Here is a 17975-nt window from a genome sequence, read left to right as displayed (position 1 = left end):
GGCGAGGCCGGCTTCGTATCCACATCCTCCGCCCCTACCTGTATGGTCAGCGGCAGCAGGCAGGCAGCGGGGACCGGGAATGCAGCGTTCCGGCAAAAAGAAGCCGCCCCTCGTGGCGGACCGTCGGGCAGGACGCAAGGCGCAGAAAATGACCGGTAAGGCGAAACGGAAGCCGGCGCGCCGCAAGGCCGCTTCGCGCCGGCGTGGCCCCTTGGGGCTGCTCGGCGCGCTGTTTCGCTGGCTGTTCGGGCTGGTCTGGCGCTTAGCCTGGCGCAGCGCGCTGGTCGTGGGCCTGCTGATCGGTGCCGCCGTCTTCTATGTCTATACCACGCTTCCACCGGCGCACGCCCTGCTGGACGGACGTTCGCGCGGATCGGTGACGCTACTCGACCGGCATGGCGAGATCTTCGCCTGGCGCGGCGAACAGTTTGGCGGGCAGATCACGGCGGACACGATCTCGGAGCACCTGCGGAACGCCATCGTCGCGACCGAGGACAAGCGTTTCTACAACCATCCCGGCGTCGATCCCGTCGGCATCGCCAGTGCCATCAGGATCAACTTGAGAGAGGGGCGCGGTCCTCTGTCGGGCCACGGCGGTTCCACCATCACGCAGCAGACGGCGAAGCTTCTGTGCCTCGGCGTGCCGTACGACCCCGACGTCTGGGCGAACGAGACCGAGTACGAGAGCGACTGCCGCGAGACCTCGCTTTGGCGCAAGATCAAGGAAGCCGTCTATGCGCTGGCGATGGAGACAAAGTATACCAAGGACGAGATCCTGACGATCTACGTCAATCGCGCCTTCCTGGGCGCAGGCTCGCGCGGGTTCGAAGCGGCGGCGCAGCGCTATTTCGGCAAGTCCGCGAACGAGGTCGAGCCGGCCGAGGCCGCAATGCTGGCGGGCCTGCTGGTCGCGCCGACACGTTACGCGCCCACCAACAATCTCGAGCGAAGTCAGAACCGCGCGATGGTCATCCTCGGGCTGATGGAGGATCAGGGCTACCTAACCGAGGCGCAGGCCGACTACGCGCTCGCCCACCCCGCCCGCCTGTCCGAGGCGGCCGAGGCGCGCGCCGGCGGCTATTTCGCGGATTGGGTCATCGACACCGCCCCGCCCTTCGTGGGCAGCGACACGACCGAGGACGTGATCATGCGCACGACCTTCGACCCCGCCATCCAGCGGGCGGCCGAGGGCGCGCTGCGCGCCGTGTTCGAGAACAAGGTCCGCGACGGCTCGAAGGCGCAGGCCGCGATCGTTGTGATGTCGGCGGACGGCGCGGTGCGCGCCATGGTCGGCGGACGCAAGTTCAAGGGCGTGGCCGGCCAGTTCAACCGTGCGGTCATGGCCAAGCGGCAGACCGGCTCGGCCTTCAAGCCGTTCGTCTATGCCACCGCGCTCGAGCTGGGGCACTCTCCGCGTGACACGGTGGTGGACGAGCCGCTGACCATCCGGATCCCCGGCTCGGGCCCGTGGTCGCCCAGCAACTACGACAACCGGTTTCACGGCCGCGTGACGCTGACCGAGGCGCTGAAGCAGTCGCTGAACATCCCCGCCGTGAAGGTGAGCGAAGCGGTGGGCCGCGACAACGTGAAGAAGGTGGCCGAGGATTTCGGCATCGACAGCACGCTCGCCAACGGCCCCGCGCTGGCACTGGGGACCTCGGAGTCGAGCCTGCTGGAGATGACGGGCGCCTATGCCGGTATCCTGAACGGCGGCACGTCCGTCGACCCGTACGGCCTGACCGAGCTGACTCTCCAGGGCGACGACGATCCGCTGATCGGGCAGGACGGGGGGCTGGGCGAGCGCGTGATCTCGACCGAGGCCGCGCGGCAACTCGTCTACATGATGAGCCAGGTGGTCGACGGCGGGACCGGCGCACGCGCGAAGCTGTCGGGGCGCGAGGCGGCGGGCAAGACGGGCACGACGCAGGCGGCGCGGGACGCTTGGTTCCTGGGGTTCACCGCTGACTACGTCGCGGGCGTCTGGATGGGCTACGACGACAACACCCCGCTGACCGGCGTCACCGGCGGCGGGCTGCCCGCCGAGATCTGGCGCGAGACGATGGAGCGCGTGCACGAGGGCCTGCCGCCCCGCCCGCTGCCGATGGACCCGCCCGTGCCGATGACGGCCAACAGCGAACGGGCCGCCGACAGTCGCAACGCCGCGCCGCGTCAGCCGCGGCGCGAGCAGGGGGACAACGTTGTCGAGCGCGTGATCTTGGATGTGCTTGGCGAGATCCTGGGCAACTGAGCAGGCCGCTCATTCGCCGTTGGTGACCCCGATCTCATCGGCGCGCGTGACGGTGCCGGTCAGCGCACCGTCGGGGCACCGGTCGTACTTGAAGGCAAAGCCGTCCCACGCCATCACCAGCCCGCCGTCGGCGGCGGCCATGACGAAGGCGCGCTGGGTCCACTCCAGCCCCTCGCCTTCGCACTCCATGTCGAAAAGCTGCGCGTTCATGTCCCGCACGTCGACCGGCTGGGTCATGCGGCACTCGCTCTCGACGCCGTAGAACACGCCCTCCTCGATGCGCAGTGCCCCGCCCTCGACTCCGCTGACCGAGCAGTCGGTCGTGGGCGACGGCATGTAGAGCCCGTCGAACGCCCCCTGCCCGAGGGCGGGGGATGCCAGAAGACACAAGGCGGCCGTCCAGCCGCGCCGCAGCCGCATCAGCCGGCCCGGCGCAGGTCGGCGGCCAGCGCGCCGACGTCGCCCCGATTGCGGTCGAGCATCGCGCGGATCTCGACGGCCTCGGACTTCAGGAGGCTCACGCCCTCGATGTACATGTCGAAGAACAGGTCGCGACCCGAGCGGTCGGAGACAAGGAACACCACCTCGAACGGCGCCTCATTGCGCAGGTTCACCGTCGACCGGACCTCGTAGAAGCTTTTCACCGCGCGGGCCGACTTCACCGCGATTTCGCCGCCGATGAACTCGCGGAAGCGCTTGCCGTACTTGCGCGCGATGTAGCCGGTGAAGGCGTTGGTGTAAGCCTGAAGTTCGCCGGCGGAGGCGCTGCGCGCCGCCGGCCCGAGCGCGGTGCGTGCGATGGTCGGCACGTCGGCGTAGCGCAGGAAGATGCGCTCGAACTCATCGATCATCTGCGACTCGGAGCGGCCCGAGTTGATGACCGCGTTGATCTGCGCGACCAGCGACGAGATCAGGCCCGCCGCCTCCTGCGTGTTCAGCGCGAGCGCGGGACGGCCGGTCAGCCCCAGCGCGGCCACCGCGCCCAGACCGGCGAGCACGCCGCGGCGAGTCGGGGTATCAGAAATCAAGGTCTTCATAGGGGTCGATATAGACATCATCGGCCTCGTCACCAGACGTTTCGAAGTTTCGGTTCTGCAGATAGATGCTTCGCGCCTGCGCATAGGGGTCTGCGCTGTCGTAAAGCACGGAGTCGTAGCTTTCGGAGTACCGCAGCCGGTCGAACACCTCGTCGCCCGCGCGCACGGCCAGCGTCCAGAACTGTTCCTCGACCGGCAGGGTGTAGCGTACCGGGTTGATCGCGAAGTCGACGACCATGCCGGCCAGGTCGCGCTGGCTGGACGGCCCGATGACCGGCAGCACGAGGTACGACCCTTGATCGACGCCCCAAACGGCCAGTGTGCGGCCGAAATCGTTCTCGCGCTCTTCCAGTCCAAAGGACGAGGCCGGGTCGAAGATGCCGCCCACGCCCAGCGTCGCGTTGATGGCGAAGCGGAACGAGTTGTGCACCGCGTCCTCGACATCGCCCTGTAGCACGTCGTTCACGACGTGGCTCGGCGCCTGCACGGTCGAGGCCAGGTTCGCCGTCGCCGCAGCCAGCGGACCCGGCACGTCGGGGCCGCTCCCACCGCCGCCGAAGGCCGAGTCGAAGCTCTGATTGGCGCCGAATACCTTCCGGTTCGTCGGCTCGTAGACGTCGTTGACGCCCTCGGGCGTCGTGGTGGGGCCGCAGCCGGCCACGAATGCCGCAAGGGCAAGAGCGGCACCGAGCCGGGCGATCTGGACAGGCTGGCTCATCTGGAAGGGTCACCGTGGGTCGTGATCAGCGATATCTCATCGGCTTGCACTCCGCCTCGCAGCGCAGGGTCGCCGAATGCAGAACGATAGTGAAGCCGGCGAAGGGCCACAACAGCAGGTGGCGGATCAACGTAAAGGTGAACGACCCTGCGGCACGTTCGGCCCCTTGCGTTCCGGGCCGGGTCGTCTAGCGTCGCGGCAACTTCAACCCGAGGAGACCTTTCATGCCCGGACCCATCGAAGCGCGGCTGGCCGACCTGGGCGTCACGCTGCCCGACGCCCCCGCCCCGGCCGCCAATTACGTCCCGTTCATCTCCGCCGGCGACATTGTCTACGTCTCGGGGCAGGTGTCGATGCAGGATGGCGAGCTGATCCGGGGGAAGCTGGGCGACGGCATGAGCGTCGAGGACGGCGCGCAGGCCGCCCGCGCCTGCGCGCTGAGCCTGCTGGCGCAGGTTCGCGCGGCCTGCGGTGGCGACCTTGACCGGCTTGTGCGGGTGGTGAAGCTGACGGGCTTCGTCAACTCGACCGGCGACTTCACCGACCAGCCCAAGGTGATCAACGGCGCCTCGGACCTGATGGTCGAGCTTCTGGGCGACAAGGGGCGGCACGCGCGCTCGGCGGTCAGCGCAGCCTCTCTGCCGATGGGCGTCGCGGTCGAAATCGAAGGGATCTTCCAGGTTCGATGACGACGTTTCCCCACGTGTTCCTCGGCGCGCCCATCGCGCACCGCGCCCTGCACGACCGCGACGGCGGCCGGCCCGAGAACAGCCGCGAGGCGATCATGGCCGCCGTGGAGCGTGGCTACGGGATCGAGATCGACCTTCAGCCGTCCTCGGACGGCGTGCCGATGGTGTTCCACGACTACCATCTCGATCGCCTGACTGACGAGACGGGTGCGATCCGTCTCCGCACCGCCGAAGAGCTGTCGGGAATTCGCCTGACCGGCGGCACCACCGGCATCCCGACGCTGGCCGAGGTGTTGGAGCTGGTGGACGGGCGCGCGCCCTTGTTGGTCGAGGTGAAGGACCAGGACGGCGCGATGGGCTCCCATGTCGGCGCCCTCGAACGGGCGGCCGCCAAACTCATCGCGGACTACCGCGGCCCCCTGGCGCTGATGTCGTTCAACCCGCACAGCATGGCCGCCATGGCCGAGCTTCTGCCGGACGTGCCGCGCGGGCTGACCACCTGCGCCTTCCGGCCCGGGGACTGGCCGCTGCCGCCCGAGCGGCTGGAGGAACTGGCTCAAATCCCCGACTACGACCGTGTCGGAGCCTGCTTCATCAGCCACGGTCACCGGGATCTGGCGATGCCGCGCGTGGCCGAGTTGAAGGACGCGGGCGCAGCGCTTTTGACCTGGACGATCCGGTCGCCCGAGGACGAGGCCGCCGCGCGCCGCATCGCGCAGAACATCACGTTCGAGCATTACGATGCCGCGTTTCCGACCGCTTGACGGCCGGGCGCACGGTGCCAAGTAGAAGGACGTGACACTGAGGCCCTCCCCTTCCCGATGAGCGACACCCGGATCGAGATCAACGTCCTGACCTCGCTCGACCAGATCGCCCCCGGCGATTGGGACGCATGCGCCTGCCCCGAGGCGGCGGGGGGACGTCCGATCGACCCGTTCACCACGCACCGCTTCCTCAAGGCGCTCGAGGACAGCGGCTCGGTCGGGAGCGGCACCGGATGGCAGCCGCGCTATCTGGTGGCGAAGGCGGACGGAGAGGTGATCGCCTGCGCGCCGGCTTACGCCAAGGGCCACAGCCAGGGCGAATACATCTTCGACCATTCCTTCGCCCATGCCTACGAGCGCGCGGGCGGACGCTACTATCCCAAGCTCCAGATCGCCGTGCCCTTCACCCCGGCCACCGGCCGCCGCTTCCTGACGAAGCCCGGCTGGGACGAAACCGGCATGGCGGCGCTGGTGCAGGGGGCGGTGCAGATCGCGGCGGACAACGAGCTTTCCTCGCTCCACGCCACCTTCTGCACCGAGGCCGAGGCCATCGCGGGCGAAGCGATGGGCCTTCTGCGCCGCACCACGCAGCAGTTCCACTGGGTGAACCACGACTACGCCGACTTCGACGCATTCCTCGCCTCGCTCTCGTCCCGCAAGCGGAAGAACATTCGGAAAGAACGGCGCACGACGCAGGATTTCGGCGGGCGCATCGTGGGGCTGACCGGGGACGACCTGCGCCCCGAGCACTGGGACGCCTTCTGGCGCTTCTACCAGGACACCGGCGCGCGGAAATGGGGCACGCCCTATCTGACGCGCGAGTTCTTCGACCTCGTGCAGGAGACGATGCGCGACGACGTCTATCTGGTGCTGGCCGAGGACGGCCGGCGCTACGTTGCCGGCGCGCTGAACTTCATCGGCCGCGACACGCTCTACGGCCGCTACTGGGGCTGCGTCGAGGACCACCCCTGCCTGCACTTCGAACTGTGCTACTATCAGGCCATCGACTACGCCATCGCCCACGGCATGAAGCGGGTCGAGGCCGGAGCGCAGGGCGAGCACAAGCTGGCGCGCGGCTACCTGCCGGTGCCCACGCACTCGCTGCACTGGATGGCGGACGAAGGGTTCGCGCAGGCGGTGCAGCAATACCTCGAGGCCGAGCGCAACGCCGTGGATGAGGAGATCGAGATCCTCACCAGCTACGGCCCGTTCCGCAAAACGATGACGGAGGACTGATGCCCAAACTGACCGACGCAGAACGCGACGAGATGCTCAAGCCGCTTTTCGACACCGGCTGGCGCATGGTCGACGGCCGCGACGCGATCACCAAGACCTTCGAGTTCAAGAACTTCGTCGAGGCCTTCGGCTGGATGACCCGCTGCGCCATTCACGCCGAGAAGCTCAACCACCACCCGGAGTGGTCAAACGTCTACAAGACGGTCGAGGTCACGCTGTCCACCCACGACGCTGACGGGCTGACCGAGAACGACGTGAAGCTGGCAAAGAGGATGGACAAGCAGGCGGGATGATCCCCCTGTCACCCCCTCGCAAGTGGAGACCTCCCACCATTGGCGACGAAGGCCGCCAGTGCGCCGCTGCAAGAAGTGCCCGCTTACGCGGGCATGACAGCATTGAGGGCATGCTTGTCTAGCGTGGCCGCGACCGAATCGCGCAGAGGGACGGGCCGGGCCACCGCCCCGCCCCTTTTCGGACCTTACATCGTCGCCAGGATCGCCTCGCCGCCCGACGCGTCGCACACGCCCGGGTTATCCTCGACCTGCAGCGTCGTCACGACGCCGTCCTCGACCACCATCGCGTAACGTTTCGAGCGGTCGATCATGCCCCGCGCCGGCGACGAGAAGTCCATCCCGATCGCCTTGGTGAAAGCCGACTCCGCGTCGCCCAGCATGGTGATACCGGCCTCGGTCGCGCCGGTGCTCTCGCCCCAAGCCGCCAGCACGAACGGGTCGTTGACCGAGACGCAGATGATCTCGTCCACGCCCTTCTCTCTCAGCGCATCCGCCGTGCGCACGAAACTCGGAACATGGGCAGTGGTGCAGGTGCCGGTGAAGGCGCCCGGCAGGCCGAACAGCACGACCTTGCGCCCGTTCAGCCGGTCGGCAAGCTGCACCTGCTCGGGCCCGTCCTGCCCCATGGTCACCAGCGTCGCGCCCGGCAGAGTCTGTCCTTGCTCGATCGGCATGATCTGTCCCTTCCTTGATTGCTTTCGGTTCAGCCGCGGATATAGGGTCCGCCCGCACCCCTGACCAGCGGAGAGACGGGCATGACGCATATCGTGGTCATCGGCGGCGGACAGGCCGGCGCATCCCTCACGGCCAAGCTGCGCGCCGAGGGGTTCGAGGGCGACGTCACCCTGATCTCGGAAGAGCCCGTCCCGCCCTACCAGCGTCCGCCACTATCTAAGGCGTACCTGCTGGGCGAGATGGAGGAGAGCCGCCTCTACCTCCGCCCCGAAAGCTTCTATGTCGACAAGAACATCGCCCTGCGGCTGGGCGAGCCGGTCACCGCCGTCGACACCGATGCGCAGACGGTGACGGTCGGCGGGGAAACGCTGCACTACGACGAGCTTGCCCTGGTCACCGGCTCCCGCCCCCGCCGCCTGCCCGCCGCCATCGGCGGCGACCTCAACTGCGTCTACGGTGTCCGCACGCTGGCCGACGTCGACCGCATGAAGCACAAGTTCGAACCGGGTCGCCGCGTGCTGATCGTCGGCGGCGGCTATATCGGGCTCGAGGCCGCCGCGGTGGCGGCGAAGCTGGGTCTGAAGGTCACGCTGGTCGAGATGGCCGAGCGCATCCTGAGCCGCGTCGCCGCGCCCGAGACCTCCGACTACTTCCGCGCGCTTCACCATGACCACGGCGTCGACATCCGCGAGGGCGCGGGGCTCGAACGCCTTCTCGGCGGCACCGACGTAACCGGCGCACGCCTGACCGACGGCACCGAGATCGACATCGACTTCGCCGTCGTTGGCGTCGGCATCGCCCCCTGCACCGAGCTCGCGGAACGCGCCGGGCTCGCCGTCGAGAACGGCATCCGTGTCGACGAATACGGCCGCACCTCGGCCCCGCATGTCTGGGCCGCGGGCGACTGCGCCTCCTTCCCGCGCGACGGTGCACGGCTGCGGCTGGAAAGCGTTCAGAACGCTATCGACCAGGCCGAGGCGGTGGCGAAGAACATGCTCGGCGCCGATCAGCCCTACGAGCCGAAGCCGTGGTTCTGGTCGGACCAGTACGACGTGAAGCTGCAGATCGCCGGCCTCAACACCGGCTACGACCGCGTCGTCGTGCGCAAGGGCGGCGACCCGAAGGCGGCGAGCCACTGGTACTATGCCGGCGACCGCCTGATCGCCGTGGACGCTATGAACGACGGCCGTGCCTACATGATCGGCAAACGCCTGATCGAGAGTGGCAAGTCGCCCAACGCCGAGACGGTCGCGGATCCGGACGCCGACCTCAAGTCGCTCCTCAAATGAGGATCATCGGCGGCCAGTGGCGCGGCACGGCGCTCGCCTCGGTCGGCAAGGGCGACGCCGGCGCGCACCTGCGGCCGACGACCGACCGCGTGCGCGAGAGCATCTTCAACCTTCTGCTCAACGGCAGCCACGGCGATGCGCTGACAGGGGCGCGCGTGCTCGATCTCTTCGCCGGCACCGGCGCGCTGGGGCTCGAGGCGCTGTCGCGCGGCGCCGCCCACACCACCTTCGTCGACGACGGCACCAAGGCCCGCGCCCTGATCCGCCAGAACGTCGAGAAATGCCGCGCGCAGGGCGTCACCAAGCTCTCCCGCCGCGACGCCGCCCGCCTGGGCGAGCGGCAGGGCCCGCCCTTTGACCTCGTCTTCCTAGATCCGCCCTACGGCAAGACGCTGGGCGAACGCGCGCTGACTGCGGCGCTGGCGGGCGGGTGGATCGCCGACGGCGCGATGATTGTCTGGGAGGAAAACGCGCCCCCCGCCCTCCCCGCCGGCCTCGCCCTCCTCGACCAGCGCCGCTACGGAGACACGATCGTCACCCTTGCGCGGCACGACCCGCACGAAACGTGATTTGGCCGGACGGGCGAACACCGATAGCCTGAGGCATGACCCAGCTTCCCGGCACAGTGTCTCTCTTCGACCTCTTCGCCGCGCACCGCGCCGGAGCGCGCGCCACACCGCGGCGCCCGGCTCCGTCGCATCCCGTCCTGATCGGCGACATCCTCGCCGATCGCGCGGGCGTGCCCGAACTCCTCATCCAGATGGAACGACGGGATCCGAACCGCGCCGCACCCACTCCATCTTCGGTCTCTAAATATCCTCGGGGGTGAATGCGCCCGCAGGGCGCAGAGGGGGCAGACAGCCCCCTCCCGATCTTTAGACGAAAGATCGGGCCGCCGCTCAGCCCAGCGCGGCCCAGGTCGGGTGGAACAGACCCTTGGGCGACAGGGTGAAGATGTCGGCCCCGTCGGCGGTCACGCCGACCGAATGCTCGAATTGCGCCGACAGCGACTTGTCGCGCGTCACCGCCGTCCAGTCGTCGGCCAGCACCTTGGTCTCGGGCCGGCCCAGGTTCACCATCGGCTCGATGGTAAAGAACATGCCCTCTTCCAGCACCGGCCCGGTGCCCGGGCGGCCATAGTGCAGCACGTTCGGCGGGGCGTGGAACACGCGGCCCAGACCGTGGCCGCAGAAGTCGCGCACGACCGACATGCGGTTGCCCTCGACAAAGCTCTGGATGGCGTGGCCGATGTCGCCGAAGGTGTTGCCGGGCTTCACCGCCTCGATCCCCTTGAACAGGGCATCGTGGGTCACCTGGATCAGCCGCTCGGCCTTGCGGCTGAGCCTGCCCGCCACGTACATCCGAGACGTGTCGCCGAACCAGCCGTCGACGATCACCGTGACGTCGATGTTCAGGATGTCCCCGTCCTTGAGAACCTTGCCGCCCGGGATGCCGTGGCAGACCACGTGGTTCACCGAGATGCAGCTGGCGTGCTCGTAGCCCTTGTAGCCGATCGTGGCCGAGGTCGCGCCCGCCGCCTCGACCCACTCGGTAATCAGCTCGTCCAGCCGACCGGTGGTCTGGCCGACAACCACGTGTTCCGCGATCTCGTCGAGGATGCGCGCAGCAAGCTCACCCGCGCGGTGCATGCCGGCGAAGTCCGAAGGATCGTGGATGCGGATGCCGTCTTTTGTCAGACGGCCGCGATTCGTGTCCAAGAGGGGCTCCTTGATTGACCGGCTGTCAATTTATTCCGTCGGCCACCGTTTTGCCACCCTCGCCGCACTGCGGCGCGTCGTCCACGGGCAGCGCGTGGCCCAGCCGCACGCCTTCGTGATCGATCCGGGTGCCGTAGCACAGCATTTCGACCCCCGCCGCCCGCGCCGCGTCGAACGCGGCGGCGTAGGCCGGGTCGAGGTCGTTCGCCATCCGCAGCCGCCCACAATCGGTGCGCTGCACGAGGTACAGCATGACGGCCCGGTGCCCCGCCGCGACCATCGCCGACAGCTCGGCCAAATGCTTCGCACCCCGCACCGTCACGCAGTCGGGGAACTCGGCCCAGTCGCCCTGGCGCCGCAGGTGCACGTTCTTCACCTCCACATATACGTCCGGCAGCCCCGGCTCGCTCAGCAGGAAATCAACGCGGCTGCGGGTGCCGTACTTCACCTCGGGCCGGACCGTCCCGTAGTTGCTCAGCTCGGCCACCGCCCGCGCCTCGAGCGCCTCGCGCACCACGCGGTTGGGCACGGCGGTGTCGATCCCGGCCAGATGCCCGCCCGGCAGCTCGACCAGCCGCCAGCCGTGGCGCAACTTGCGCCGGGGATCGTCGTTCGGCTCCAGCCACACCCGCATGCCCGCGTCCCGCAGCCCCAGCATCGCGCCGGGGTTCGGGCAATGCGCCGTCACGTCCTCGCCCGTCTCCTCCAGCGTCACGTCGGCAAGGAAGCGATTGTAGCGGCGGATCAGGCGGCCGGGGACGAGTGGGGTTTGAAAGCGCATGGCGCGCGACCTATACCGCAGGTGGTCCGCAGACAAGGAGAGGTGCCATGCCCAACCCCACCGCCGCCATGCTGGTGATCGGGGACGAGATCCTGTCCGGCCGCACCCGCGACGCGAACATGCACTTCCTCGCCGGAGAGCTGACCAAGCACGGCGTCGATCTGCGAGAGGTCCGGGTCGTCTCGGACGACGCCGACGCCATCGTCGAGGCTGTGGATACCCTGCGCGGGCGGTTCGACCACGTTTTCACCTCGGGCGGAATCGGGCCGACGCACGACGACATCACCGCCGACTGCATCGCCCGCGCCTTCGACGCCCCTATCGACGTGCGCGACGACGCGCGCGAGATCCTGCAGGCGCACTACGACCGGCAAGGCACGCAGATCAACGAGGCGCGGTTGCGCATGGCGCGCATCCCCGAGGGCGCGACGCTGATCGACAACCCCGTCTCGGCCGCGCCGGGCTTTACGCTCGGCAACGTACACGTCATGGCCGGCGTGCCTCAGGTCTTCCAGGCCATGGTCGCCTCGGTCCTACCGACCATCACCGGCGGCGACCCTGTGCTCAGCCAGACACTGCGGATCGAGCGCGGCGAGGGCGACATCGCCGCCCCGCTGCGCGAGCTGGCCGAGGCGCATCCCGACCTCTCCTTCGGCTCCTACCCCTACATCCGCGACGGCGTCTTCGGCGTGAACGTCGTGATCCGGGGCACCGACGGCGCGGCGCTCGACGCCGCTATGCAGAGGCTGGCCGACGCATTCCCCGGGGCGACCGAGTGACGGCACCGGACGCGGCGGAGCTGCTCGCCGCGATGGAGGCGACTTGGCCCGCCGCCGCGGCCGCCCGCCATGGGCCGTGGATGATCCGCGACGGGCAGGGCGGCGGCAAGCGCGTCTCGGCGGCAACCGCCGAGGGCCCTGTCGGAGAGGGCGATATCCCGGCAGCCGAAGCCGCATTGACTGATCTCGGGCAGACACGGCTGTTCCAGGTGCGCGCCGGCGAGGACGACCTCGACCGCCTGCTTGACGTGCGCGGCTATGCCGTCATCGATCCCGTGACGCTCTATGCCTGCCCCGTGCGGCCGCTCGCGGACCAGGAGCGCCCGCGCCTGTCCGCCTTCACGATGTGGGAGCCGCTCGCCATCATGCGCGAGATCTGGGCCGAGGGCGGGATCGGCCCGGCTAGGCAGGCGGTGATGGAGCGTGCGGACGGGCCGAAGACGGCGGTACTGGGCCGCGCCGACGACAAACCCGCCGGCACCGCCTTCGTCGCCGTCCACCGCGACATCGCAATGGTGCACGCGCTCGAGGTGCGGCCCACGAGCCGCCGCCGGGGCGCAGCCCGGCACATGATGGTGCAGGCTGCGCAGTGGGCGCAGGCGCAGGGCGCGGGAACGCTGGCACTGGCCGTCACCGACGCCAACGAAGCCGCGAATGCGCTCTACCGCGCGCTCGGCATGACGGCCGCCGCGCGTTATCACTACCGCCTGCTCGATTGAGCGGATCACCGCTCATCCGGCGACTTGGAATTCCAAGGCCACAATCCGTCCAGATTCTCGGATAAACGTCGATGTCGGCCCGCGAAGGCCGACTCGCCCGCGCTCGGACGGGGTGCGCGGGACCCGGAGGCGCCGACGCGCGTTCGGCCTGACGACACGAATTCCGAGGATACACGACCGCCCGATGCTCCTGCGCTCTGCCCTTTCCTTTCTGCTTTGCGCCCTGCCCGCCTGGGCCGGGGCGGAGCTGTCGCTGCCCGCCGCGGCACGGCTGACGGCTGAAGAGTCGCGCGGGCTCGACCGGCACGAGATGGCGGTCGGGGCCTGGACGCCCGAAGGGATCGCGACGCTGACCGCCGAAGGGTCCGTCACGCGCCGGGCATGGCGCCTCCAGGGACAGAACCTGACGACGCTGCAACTGCTCGCCCCGCTCCGCCGGCAGCTCTACGATGCGGGCTACGAGATCCTGTTCGAGTGCGAAAGCGACGGCTGCGGCGGTTTCGACTTCCGCTTCTCGACGGACCTGTTGGGTGCGCCCGCGATGCACGTCGACCTGGGCGACTTCCGCTACCTCGCCGCACGGCGGGACGACAGCGGGACACGTGACCTCGTGAGCCTCATGGTCAGCCGCGCGCCCGGGGCCGGCTACGTGCAGGTGACGCAGGTCGGACCGCCCGAGGACCGCGCCCCGGCGCTGGTCACCTCGACCATGTCGGTCGACCCCGATGGGGCGTCAGCGGAAGACGACCTTGCGGCCCAATTGGCCGCCATCGGACGCGCTCCGCTGGAGGGGCTGAGCTTCGGAACCGGCAGCGCCACGCTCGCCGCCGAGGGCGCGGATGCTCTGGCCGACCTGGCCGAGTGGCTGCGGGAAAACCCGGACCGGACAGCGACGCTCGTCGGCCACACCGACGCCGAAGGTCCGCTTGCGCCGAACGTCGCGCTCTCGCGACAGCGGGCGGCGGCGGTGCGCGACCGGCTGGTGGACACCTTCGGCATACCGGCGGATCGACTACGCGCCGAGGGCGTCGGCTACCTCGCGCCCCGCGCCTCGAACGCGAGCGCGGACGGAAGGCTGGCCAACCGCCGGGTCGAGGTCGTGGTTACCGGCGAATGACGCCTACCAGACGTCCGGGCCCTTTTCCCCGAACGCGTCGACCAGGAAGTCGATGAAGGCCCGCACCTTGGGCTGCGTGAAACGGCCCGGCGGATAGACGGCATAGATGCCCTGCGTCTCGAGCGGCAGGTTCGGGATCGCCTCCTCGACCTGCCCTTTATCGAGCGCATCAGCGTACAGGAAGCTGGGCAGGTACGCGATGCCTAGACCCGAGATCGCGGCGTTCAGCAGCGACTGCCCGTCGTTCACGCTCAGCCAGCCCGACGTGCGCACCTGGCGCTTCTCGCCCGACGGCGCCGTCAGCCGCCAGACCGCCCCCGCCGACTGGCTGGTGTAGTGCAGCAGCTTGTGTTCGTTCAGGTCGTCGATCTTCATCGGGCGGCCGTACTTCTGGAAATAGCTCGGCGCGCCGATCATGCGCTTCGTCGTCTCGGTCAGCTTGCGCGCCCTGAGCGAGGAATCCTCAAGTTCACCGATGCGCACGGCCATGTCGAAGCCTTCCGAGATCAGCTCGACGTAACGGTTGTTCAGCACCATGTTCACCGTGATGTCCGGGTACTGGTGCAGGAAGTCGCCCAGGATCGGCGACAGGTGGTTCACGCCGAAATCGGTCGCCACCGAAATGCGCAGCAGGCCGGAGGGCGCCGACTGCATCGATGTCACGAGCGCGTCCGCCTCGCCCGCGTCGTTGAGCACCCGGCGCGCGCGGTCATAATATGCCAGCCCTATCTCGGTCGGGCTAACGCGTCGCGTCGTGCGGTTGAGCAGCCGCGCCCCCAGCCGCGCCTCGAGCGAGCTGACGTGCTTCGACACGGCAGATTTCGAGATCCCCATCTTCTTCGCGGCGTCGGTGAAGCCGCCCTGATCGACCACGGTCGCGAAGGCTTCCATCTCGGTCAGTCGATCCATGCCCGTCCTCGATCATCTTCTTTTTCTGTGTCCCCTCTGTCTTCCCGGATTCGGGCGACATTGGGGAAGCGCACCGGCATAATCGCGCAGCACGCCGGCCATTTGTTGACGGGTTGCGGAGAAACTACAAGCCGGCGGCCAAACGTGCCCCCTGGTCGATGGCGCGCTTGGCGTCCAGCTCCGCCGCCACATCAGCGCCGCCGATGACGTGACAGGCGATTCCAGCCGCCGTCAGGGCATCCGCCAGCCCCCTTTCGCTTTCTTGTCCCGCGCACAGCACCACCGTGTCACAGGCGATCACCTGTGGCTCTCCGGCAACGGTGACGTGCAGCCCCGCGGCATCGATCCGGTCATAGGTCACCCCGATCAGCGTCTTCACGCCCCGCATCTTGAGCGAGGCACGATGAATCCAGCCCGTCGTCTTACCCAGCCGCTTGCCCGCCTTCTCGGCCTTGCGCTGAAGCATCACCACCTCGCGCGCCGGCGCACCGGGATGCGGCCCGTCCGCCGCCAGACCGCCCGGCGTCGTTCCGGGATCGCCGACGCCCCACTCCGCCTTCCATGCGGCAAGGTCCAGAGTCGAGCTCGGGCCCGGATCGACCAGGAACTCCGCCACGTCGAAGCCGATGCCGCCCGCCCCGATCACGGCGACGCGGCGGCCGACCTCGACCCGTTCCGCCAGGACGTCCGCGTAACCCACCACGTTCGGCGCGTCTTGCCCCGGGATCTGCGGGTCGCGCGGCCGCACGCCGGTGGCGACGATCACCTCGTCGAACTCCGCCAGCGCCTCTGCCGTGACCTCCCTGCCCAGCCGCTGGTCGATGCCGCGCTCGGCCAGCATCACCTCGTACCAGGCCACGAGCCCGTCGAATTCTTCCTTTCCTGGGATTCGCCGCGCGAGGTTGAGCTGCCCGCCGATCCGCGCATCGCGCTCGAACAGCGTCACGGCATGTCCCCGCTCCGCTGCCGTCAGCGCCGCCGACAGGCCCGCCGGCCCCGCGCCCACGACGGCCACGCGCTTTGGCTCCGCCGCCGGCTCGAAGACCAGCTCGGTCTCGTGGCAGGCGCGCGGATTGACGAGGCAAGTCGAGATCTTGCCCGAGAACGTGTGGTCCAGGCACGCCTGGTTGCAGGCGATACACGGCGCGATGGTCTCGGACCGGCCCGCCGCCGCCTTCGCCACGAAGTCCGGATCCGTCAGGAACGGGCGTGCCATCGACACCATGTCGGCGCAGCCGTCGGCCAGCACCTGCTCGGCCACCTCGGGCGTGTTGATCCGGTTCGAGGTGACGACGGGCACCGAAACCTCGCCCATCAGCTTCCTCGTGACCCACGCGAAGGCCGCCCGGGGCACACTGGTGGCGATGGTCGGCACACGCGCCTCGTGCCAGCCGATGCCGGTGTTCAGGATCGAGGCACCCGCCGCCTCGACCGCTTTCGCCAGCCGCAGCACCTGATCCCATGTCTGACCCTCCGGGACGAGGTCGATCATCGAAAGCCGGTAGATCAGGATGAAATCCTCTCCCACTGCCGCGCGCGCCCGCCGCACGACCTCCACCGGGAGGCGCATCCGTTTCTCGTACGACCCGCCCCAGCGATCGGTGCGCGTGTTGGTGCGGGTCACCAGGAACTGGTTGAGGAAATAGCCCTCGGACCCCATCACCTCGACGCCGTCGTACCCGGCCTCGCGCGCGCGGGCGGCGGCGGTTGCGATATCGGCGATCTGCTTCTCGATCCCGTCCTCGTCCAACTCCTTTGGCGGAAAGGGCGAGATCGGCGACTTAAGGGCCGAGGGCGCGACGCATTCCGGCGAATAAGCATAGCGCCCGGCATGGAGGATCTGCATCGCGATGCGGCCGCCATCGGCGTGCACCCGGTCGGTGACCTCCCGGTGGTTCGCGATGTCCTGCGGCGTGAACAGGCCCGCCGCGCCCGGAAACACGCCACCTTCGCGATTGGGCGCCATGCCGCCGGTGACCATCAGCCCCACGCCGCCGCGCGCGCGGGCGGCGTAGAACTCGGCCACCCGGTTCCAGTCGCCCGTCTCCTCCAGCCCGGTATGCATCGAGCCCATGAGCACCCGGTTGGGCAGCGTCACGTGGCCCAGGTCGAGCGGCGACAGAAGGTGCGGATAGGGCATGGTCAACTTCTCCTCCGGAACCACCGCATTGATGCACCCCCGCCGCCTGCGCTGTCACGCGGTACGCGGCGTCCCTTCCGCATCTCTGGTCTGGAAATATCCCGGGGGAGCCGCGCGACCGCGCGGCGGGGGCAGAGCCCCCTCCTCCGTCAGCCGCCCGCGCCCCGGCTTGGGCCGAGGCCGGTCCATCTCACATCTCCGCCCGCGGCCGACGGCTGAGCGTCACGTCGCGCAGGACGGCGCTGTTCCGGCCCGGCGTCTCGAAGATCAGGTCGACCCAGATCCGGTCGACCGGCCGCGAACTCACGCCGCTGTTGGACAGGTCGAACTCTGCCGCCTGCACGCCGTCCTCCTGCGCCAGCTTGCGCACGATCTGCTCGGTGTTCGGGGCCTGCGTGACGTTCAGTCGGGCGTAGACGTCGACCGTCCGCTCCAGCTCCAGTGCCGCCGATAGCCGCAGGATGTGATTTCGCCGTAGCGCGGCGCGCGCCTTGTCCGGGAACTCCACGACGAGGCTCAGGAAGGTGCCGTCAAAGCGGTGCACGTCGATCTGGAGGTCGGGCACAGCTGCGCCGACCGCCACCTGCCGGATCGCGATCCCCGGCAGGCGCGAATCGTGAAACACGGTCACGTCATCGCTGAGCGCCGTGGGGCTTTGACAGTCGGTGAACTCCTGCACCGGCAGCGCCGCCGACCACGGAGCCGGGCGCCAGGCCCAGTCGGCGCCGGGCGGGGGCGGGATAGTTGCACCTGCAACCATTCCGCCGGCTGCCGCGCCGGCGGCGCCGGTGTCCCGGCCCCGCCGGCGGCGGAGAGCGGCCAGTCCAACCCTGCCCGCCGCGCGGATCATCTGGCGCCGTGTC

19 protein-coding genes are annotated in these 17975 nt (G+C 69.0%); 10 read left to right on the top strand and 9 right to left on the bottom strand.

What is annotated here, in order from left to right; genetic code table 11:
• The first annotated feature begins 79 nt into the window (after positions 1 to 79).
• Positions 80 to 2248 (top strand): transglycosylase domain-containing protein, encoded by a 2169-nt coding sequence (locus tag BM162_RS08340; protein ID WP_093420327.1) that lies wholly within the window; start codon positions 80 to 82, stop codon positions 2246 to 2248.
• A 9-nt stretch (positions 2249 to 2257) separates the two neighbouring features.
• On the opposite strand, the gene BM162_RS08335 is transcribed toward BM162_RS08340, so the two are convergent.
• From BM162_RS08335 to BM162_RS08325, 3 genes are read right to left on the bottom strand one after another with little or no spacing between them, the layout of a single operon-like run.
• Positions 2258 to 2668: a hypothetical protein gene (locus BM162_RS08335; protein ID WP_245759207.1), complete on the bottom strand. Its 411-nt coding sequence runs from the start codon at positions 2666 to 2668 to the stop codon at positions 2258 to 2260.
• Positions 2668 to 3285, bottom strand: a complete 618-nt coding sequence (locus tag BM162_RS08330; RefSeq protein ID WP_093420324.1) for an MlaC/ttg2D family ABC transporter substrate-binding protein — start codon at positions 3283 to 3285, stop codon at positions 2668 to 2670. Before BM162_RS08330 ends, BM162_RS08335 begins: the two co-directional genes overlap by 1 nt.
• Positions 3266 to 4003 (bottom strand): MlaA family lipoprotein, encoded by a 738-nt coding sequence (locus tag BM162_RS08325; RefSeq protein ID WP_093420322.1) that lies wholly within the window; start codon positions 4001 to 4003, stop codon positions 3266 to 3268. The genes BM162_RS08330 and BM162_RS08325 overlap by 20 nt, the downstream gene beginning before the upstream one ends.
• Positions 4004 to 4227: 224 nt before the next feature.
• Here BM162_RS08325 and BM162_RS08320 point away from each other — a divergent pair, with 224 nt between their 5' ends.
• Genes BM162_RS08320 through BM162_RS08305 form a run of 4 tightly spaced genes read left to right on the top strand, consistent with a single transcriptional unit; the run spans position 4228 to position 6985 of the window.
• On the top strand, positions 4228 to 4692 hold the full coding sequence (locus tag BM162_RS08320) for a RidA family protein (protein ID WP_093420319.1): 465 nt from the start codon (positions 4228 to 4230) through the stop codon (positions 4690 to 4692).
• A complete protein-coding gene (locus BM162_RS08315; protein WP_093420317.1) occupies positions 4689 to 5456 on the top strand; it encodes a glycerophosphodiester phosphodiesterase family protein in 768 nt (255 codons plus the stop codon). The genes BM162_RS08320 and BM162_RS08315 overlap by 4 nt, the downstream gene beginning before the upstream one ends.
• A 57-nt stretch (positions 5457 to 5513) precedes the next feature.
• Positions 5514 to 6692: a GNAT family N-acetyltransferase gene (locus BM162_RS08310; protein WP_093420314.1), complete on the top strand. Its 1179-nt coding sequence runs from the start codon at positions 5514 to 5516 to the stop codon at positions 6690 to 6692.
• The gene (locus tag BM162_RS08305; RefSeq protein ID WP_439332824.1) at positions 6692 to 6985 is read left to right on the top strand and encodes a 4a-hydroxytetrahydrobiopterin dehydratase; all 294 of its coding nucleotides are present in this window, start codon (positions 6692 to 6694) and stop codon (positions 6983 to 6985) included. Before BM162_RS08310 ends, BM162_RS08305 begins: the two co-directional genes overlap by 1 nt.
• Before the next feature lie 185 nt (positions 6986 to 7170).
• Here BM162_RS08305 and BM162_RS08300 read toward each other — a convergent pair whose 3' ends face one another.
• Positions 7171 to 7659 carry a peroxiredoxin gene (locus BM162_RS08300; protein ID WP_093420308.1) on the bottom strand — a complete coding sequence of 163 codons (489 nt, stop codon included), beginning with the start codon at positions 7657 to 7659 and terminating at the stop codon, positions 7171 to 7173.
• A gap of 81 nt (positions 7660 to 7740) precedes the next feature.
• Between BM162_RS08300 and BM162_RS08295 the strand changes: the two genes are divergently transcribed.
• Both BM162_RS08295 and rsmD read left to right on the top strand, forming a co-directional pair.
• On the top strand, positions 7741 to 8949 hold the full coding sequence (locus BM162_RS08295; protein ID WP_093420305.1) for an NAD(P)/FAD-dependent oxidoreductase: 1209 nt from the start codon (positions 7741 to 7743) through the stop codon (positions 8947 to 8949).
• Positions 8946 to 9518: a 16S rRNA (guanine(966)-N(2))-methyltransferase RsmD gene (gene rsmD, locus BM162_RS08290; RefSeq protein WP_093420303.1), complete on the top strand. Its 573-nt coding sequence runs from the start codon at positions 8946 to 8948 to the stop codon at positions 9516 to 9518. The genes BM162_RS08295 and rsmD overlap by 4 nt, the downstream gene beginning before the upstream one ends.
• A gap of 330 nt (positions 9519 to 9848) precedes the next feature.
• On the opposite strand, the gene map is transcribed toward rsmD, so the two are convergent.
• Both map and sfsA read right to left on the bottom strand, forming a co-directional pair.
• On the bottom strand, positions 9849 to 10667 hold the full coding sequence (gene map, locus BM162_RS08285; protein WP_093420300.1) for a type I methionyl aminopeptidase: 819 nt from the start codon (positions 10665 to 10667) through the stop codon (positions 9849 to 9851).
• Between the two features lie 25 nt (positions 10668 to 10692).
• On the bottom strand, positions 10693 to 11448 hold the full coding sequence (gene sfsA, locus BM162_RS08280; RefSeq protein WP_093420298.1) for a DNA/RNA nuclease SfsA: 756 nt from the start codon (positions 11446 to 11448) through the stop codon (positions 10693 to 10695).
• A 47-nt stretch (positions 11449 to 11495) separates the two neighbouring features.
• On the opposite strand from sfsA, the gene BM162_RS08275 reads away from it, so the two are divergent.
• The 3 genes from BM162_RS08275 (at position 11496) to BM162_RS08265 (ending at position 14063) form a co-directional block, all read left to right on the top strand.
• On the top strand, positions 11496 to 12227 hold the full coding sequence (locus BM162_RS08275; RefSeq protein WP_093420296.1) for a competence/damage-inducible protein A: 732 nt from the start codon (positions 11496 to 11498) through the stop codon (positions 12225 to 12227).
• Complete coding sequence (locus BM162_RS08270) at positions 12224 to 12946, top strand: GNAT family N-acetyltransferase (RefSeq protein WP_245759206.1); 723 nt, start codon at positions 12224 to 12226, stop codon at positions 12944 to 12946. Before BM162_RS08275 ends, BM162_RS08270 begins: the two co-directional genes overlap by 4 nt.
• 184 nt (positions 12947 to 13130) lie before the next feature.
• Positions 13131 to 14063 carry an OmpA family protein gene (locus BM162_RS08265; protein WP_093420295.1) on the top strand — a complete coding sequence of 311 codons (933 nt, stop codon included), beginning with the start codon at positions 13131 to 13133 and terminating at the stop codon, positions 14061 to 14063.
• A gap of 3 nt (positions 14064 to 14066) precedes the next feature.
• On the opposite strand, the gene BM162_RS08260 is transcribed toward BM162_RS08265, so the two are convergent.
• The 3 genes from BM162_RS08260 to BM162_RS08250 all read right to left on the bottom strand — a co-directional run bounded on the left by BM162_RS08260 (position 14067) and on the right by BM162_RS08250 (position 17872).
• Entirely contained in the window at positions 14067 to 14972 is a 906-nt protein-coding gene (locus tag BM162_RS08260) for a LysR family transcriptional regulator (protein WP_093420292.1), read from the bottom strand.
• A gap of 124 nt (positions 14973 to 15096) precedes the next feature.
• Complete coding sequence (locus BM162_RS08255; protein WP_093420290.1) at positions 15097 to 17112, bottom strand: NADPH-dependent 2,4-dienoyl-CoA reductase; 2016 nt, start codon at positions 17110 to 17112, stop codon at positions 15097 to 15099.
• Between the two features lie 190 nt (positions 17113 to 17302).
• Positions 17303 to 17872, bottom strand: a complete 570-nt coding sequence (locus tag BM162_RS08250; RefSeq protein ID WP_143096122.1) for a DUF6478 family protein — start codon at positions 17870 to 17872, stop codon at positions 17303 to 17305.
• Positions 17873 to 17975 lie beyond the last annotated feature (103 nt).

The sequence above is a fragment of the Tranquillimonas alkanivorans genome (assembly GCF_900115595.1).
Taxonomy (GTDB): Bacteria; Pseudomonadota; Alphaproteobacteria; order Rhodobacterales; family Rhodobacteraceae; genus Tranquillimonas; species Tranquillimonas alkanivorans.
This window is presented reverse-complemented; position numbering and strand designations above follow the sequence as displayed.